The organism is Methylobacterium indicum (assembly GCF_001043895.1).
GTDB classification, from domain to species: Bacteria; Pseudomonadota; Alphaproteobacteria; order Rhizobiales; family Beijerinckiaceae; genus Methylobacterium; species Methylobacterium indicum.
Map to the genome: position 1 here is coordinate 1 of NZ_JTHF01000339.1, position 4,367 is coordinate 4,367.

Consider the following 4,367-nt stretch of genomic DNA (forward strand, 5'->3'; position numbering starts at 1 on the left):
GCGCTCCTGCCGCTGGCGCTCTTGTGGTTCGGGCTCGGACAGGGCAGCCTGATCTTCGTGCTCGTCCACGCGGTGCTGTGGCCGCTGGCGCTGAACACCTATGCGGGCTTCCAGGCCGTACCGGATTCGCTCCGCATGACCGGGCGCAATTACGGGCTCGAAGGCTTACGCTACGTCGGCCAGATCCTGGTCCCGGCGGCTTTGCCGGCGATCCTGTCGGGGCTCAAGATCGGCTGGGCCTTCGCCTGGCGCACGCTGATCGCAGCGGAACTGGTCTTCGGCGCCTCGTCGGGCCGGGGCGGCCTCGGCTGGTACATCTTCCAGAACCGCAACGAGCTCTACACCGACCGGGTCTTTGCCGGCCTGCTTCTCGTCATCGCCATCGGCCTCGTGGTCGAGACGGTGGTGTTCGCGAGCCTGGAGAGGGTGACGGTCCGGCGCTGGGGGCAAGTCCGATAGGACAAGCCTGACGAGACGAGCCCGATAGGATGGAAAAGGCCTCCAGGTGGAAAACTGCGCCCGAGGAGGCGGCACAGGTCCCGGCATTCGAGCGAGCGATGACACAGGGTACGATGCGCCTCGGCGCCTTCTTCTACGCCACCGGCCACCACGTCGCCGGCTGGCGCCACCCGTCGAGCGAGGCCGATGGCGGGATCAACCTCGACCGGTACGTGAGCTGGGCCAAGCGCGCCGAGGCCGCCAAGTTCGACCTGATCTTCCTGGAGGACGGCACCGGCATCCGCGATGCCGACCTGCGCTCCAGCGAGCGCACCGCCCGCTCGACGCATTTCGAGCCCGTCACCCTGCTCTCGGCCCTCGCGGCGGTCACGAGCCGCATCGGCCTCGTCGCCACCACCTCGACGAGCTTCAACGAGCCCTACAACGTCGCCCGCCGCTTCGCCTCCCTCGACCACCTGAGCGGTGGCCGCGCCGGCTGGAACCTCGTCACTTCGGCGACCGACCTGGAGGCGGCGAATTTCGGCAACGACAAGATCGCCCGCCACGCCGACCGCTACGAGCGGGCGGAAGAATTCGTCGACGTGGTGCTGGGGCTGTGGAACACCTGGGACGACGATGCGGTCGTGATCGACAAGGCGTCGGGCCAGTTCTCGAAGCCCGACGGGTTCCGGCCCCTCGACCACAAGGGCAAGCATTTCGAGGTCCGCGGCCCCCTCAACATCTCGCGCACGCCGCAAGGCCAGCCGGTGCTCGTCCAAGCCGGCTCGTCGGGTCCCGGCAAGGATCTGGCGGCGCGCACCGCCGAGATCGTGTTCACGGCGAACCAGACCCTCGCCGAAGCGGTCGAGTTCACTCGTGACCTGAAGGGGCGGATGGCCCGGTTCGGCCGCTCGCCCGACGACCTCAAGGTGATGCCGGGGCTGTTTCCCGTCGTCGGCCGCACCGAGTCGGAAGCGCGCGACAAGTTCGAGGCGTTGCAGGCGCTGATCGACCCGGTGGTGGGGCTGGCGCTCCTCAGCCGCATGGTCGGCCACGACCTCTCGGGCTTCGATCCCGAAGGTCCGGTGCCGGAACTGCCCGCGACCGAGGGCGCCAAGTCGCGCCAGCAGTTGATGCTCGATCTCGCCAGGCGCGAGGGGCTGAGCCTGCGCCAACTCTACCTGCGCATCGCCGGGGCGCGCGGCCATTCGCAGATCGTCGGCACGCCGGCACAGATCGTCGACGAGATGGAAGCGCGGTTCCGGGCCGGGGGCGCCGACGGCTTCAACATCATGCCGCCGACCCTGCCGGGCGGGCTCGACGACTTCATCGAGCTCGTTCTGCCCGAGCTGCGCCGACGCGGCCTCTTTCGCACCGAGTACGAGGGTACCACCCTGCGCTCCCATCTCGGCTCGCGGCCGCCTGCCACAGGCCGGTCGGCGAAGTCGCTAGCGTGAGGCGTTCCGCGGAGTAGCCCCCGGCAGCACGCCGGGGCGATGCCGTATCGTGGGATGGCCGCCGGCGATACCGCGGTCGAGAATATAGGACGGATAGTTGATAATTCCGATAAACTAATTTGACTTGCGCATCTTCATCGGCGACATCGTCCACGAGACGCCGCCGCGAGCCGCGGTGAGAGATTCGGTCGAGACGATGACGATGCGCCGCGAGCTTCGCCTGAACGCCTTCCAGATGGCAGCCCCGTCGCACAACTGGGCCGGCCTGTGGCGCCACCCGCGCGACACCCAGGCCGATTACAACACGCTGTCCTGGTGGACGGACCTGGCGCAAACGGCGGAACGTGGCTTCCTCGACGGTTTGTTCATCGCCGACGTGTTCGGTCTCTACGACGTCTATGCGGGCAATGGCGACGCCGCGCTCCTCGCCGGCGCCCAGGCGCCCAACGCCGACCCGGTCCTCGCGGTCTCGGCCATGGCGCACGTCACGCGCCATCTCGGCTTCGGCATCACGTCGAACCTGACCTACGACCACCCGTTCCAGTTCGCCCGCCGCTTCACGACCCTCGACCACCTCACCGGTGGCCGCCTCGGCTGGAACATCGTGACGGGCTACCTCGACAGCGGCGCCCGCGGCATGGGGTTGCCGGTCTCGCGCGACCATGACCAGCGCTACGAGGCGGCCGAGGACTTCATGGCGGCGGTCTACAAGCTGTGGGAGGGCTCCTGGGAGGACGGCGCGGTCGTGCGGGACCGGGCGGCGGGCGTGTTCACGCGGCCGGACAAGGTGCACCGCATCGTGCATGATGGCCCGTACTACAAGGTCGATGCGCGCCATCTCGCCGAGCCCTCGCCGCAGCGCACGCCGGTTCTTTATCAAGCCGGCACCTCGGAGCGGGGCGTGCGGTTCGCCGGGCGCCACGCCGAGAGCGTCTTCCTCAACGGCCCGACAAAGCCCGCCGCCGCGAAGGCGGTGCGAAGCGTGCGCGAGGCGGCCCGGGAGGCGGGGCGCGACCCCTACGACGTCCTGACCTTCCTCGGCGCCACGGTGATCGTCGCAGCAACCTCGGCCGAGGCCCGCGACCTGCGCGACGAGTACCGGCGCTACATCGATGCATCGGGCCAGCTGGCGCTCGTGTCCGGCTGGACCGGGATCGACCTCTCGGGCCTGTCCCTCGACGATCCCCTCGCCTTCCGACGCACCAACGCGATCCGCTCGACGGTGGAGAACCTCACCCGCGCCGAGCGGCCGACCCTGGTGCGCGACCTCCTCGACTTCACGCCGGCCGGCGCGCGGGCGGCGGTGGTGGTCGGCTCGGCCAACGAGGTTGCGGACGAGCTCCTGTCCTGGGTGGACGAGACGGACGTCGACGGCTTCAACCTCGTGCGCACGGTGATGCCGGAATCGCTCGACGCGGTGGTGAACCTGCTCGTGCCCGAGTTGCAGGCCCGCGGCGTGTTCAAGACCGCCTATCGCGAGGGGACGTTGCGGGAGAAGCTGTTTTCCGGACGCGGTGCGCACCTGGCCGACAGCCATCCCGGCGCCGGCTTTCGCCGGAAGCGATGAGGCGCTGCGGACGCGCCTCGTCCTTCGTCCGAACCGCGCGGCGATCGCGGATGGATGGCGGGTTTCCCACGTGGGCCGGTGCCGGCAGCCTGTTCGTCCTTCGAACCCACGCAAAAAGAGAGATCGCTTTCATTGACGCGATCCGCGATCCTGGTTGAATATCTCGATAGTCGAAAAAGCCAGACCGCACGCTTTTTCCAGGAACGCCCCGCCAAGCGCGAGATAAGTCCTGGGCGATCTGCGATAATCATCATCAAAACGAACGTGGCGCGGCGAACTTCTTCGGTTGATGTCGTCCGATGCCTGCGCGCCGGCGCGCGACCCTGTGCCGAATTCCCCGATTCCGGAGCCCACCATGACCGACGTCATCGTCCGCTCGTCGCCCCTGGAGGCTGCCGCCCAACCCCTCCTCGACGGGCTGGTGGCCGAGTATGACGGCCGCTACGGCGCGGTGAGCCGGCCGGGCGGCGCCCGGGCCGAGATCCTGCGCTACCCCGCCGAGGCCTATCGCCCGCCGCTCGGGGACTTCCTGCTCGTCGTGCGCGACGGGGAGACCATCGCCGGCGGCGCGTTCATGAGCCACGACGACGCGACGGTCGAACTCAAGCGCATCTGGACCCGGCCCGACCTGCGCCGCCAGGGACTCGCGAAGCTCGTCGTCCGGGAGCTCGAGGAGAGCGCCGTCCGGCTCGGCTACGGGCGGGCCTACCTGACCACGGGGTTTCGCCAGCCCGAGGCGACGGCGCTCTACGCCTCCCTCGGCTACCGGCCGCTCTTCGACGATACCGCCGACCCGCTGCTGTACCGCTCCCTGCCGTTCGAGAAAGCTCTGGGTTCGAGCGTCCGCCCCACCACCCCGGCCACCCCGCCCGCCGCGTCGTTCGAGGCGGCGGGCGGGGGGGCCG

5 protein-coding genes are annotated in these 4,367 nt (G+C 69.3%); 4 read left to right on the top strand and 1 reads right to left on the bottom strand.

Annotated features, from left to right (window positions below):
• The 3 genes from QR78_RS29465 to QR78_RS29475 all read left to right on the top strand — a co-directional run.
• Nucleotides 1–459, top strand: a 459-nt coding sequence (locus QR78_RS29465) for an ABC transporter permease (protein WP_048431181.1), incomplete at its 5' end; no start/stop codon positions are given.
• A gap of 98 nt (nucleotides 460–557) precedes the next feature.
• Entirely contained in the window at nucleotides 558–1,895 is a 1,338-nt protein-coding gene (locus QR78_RS29470; RefSeq protein WP_048431182.1) for an LLM class flavin-dependent oxidoreductase, read from the top strand.
• Between the two features lie 202 nt (nucleotides 1,896–2,097).
• Nucleotides 2,098–3,462 (top strand): LLM class flavin-dependent oxidoreductase, encoded by a 1,365-nt coding sequence (locus QR78_RS29475; RefSeq protein WP_202972727.1) that lies wholly within the window; start codon nucleotides 2,098–2,100, stop codon nucleotides 3,460–3,462.
• A gap of 129 nt (nucleotides 3,463–3,591) precedes the next feature.
• Here QR78_RS29475 and QR78_RS34560 read toward each other — a convergent pair whose 3' ends face one another.
• Nucleotides 3,592–3,831 carry a hypothetical protein gene (locus QR78_RS34560; RefSeq protein WP_125901382.1) on the bottom strand — a complete coding sequence of 80 codons (240 nt, stop codon included), beginning with the start codon at nucleotides 3,829–3,831 and terminating at the stop codon, nucleotides 3,592–3,594.
• Here QR78_RS34560 and QR78_RS29480 point away from each other — a divergent pair.
• Nucleotides 3,818–4,367, top strand: a 550-nt coding sequence (locus tag QR78_RS29480; RefSeq protein WP_048431183.1) for a GNAT family N-acetyltransferase, incomplete at its 3' end; no start/stop codon positions are given. The two genes, QR78_RS34560 and QR78_RS29480, sit on opposite strands and share 14 nt — an antisense overlap.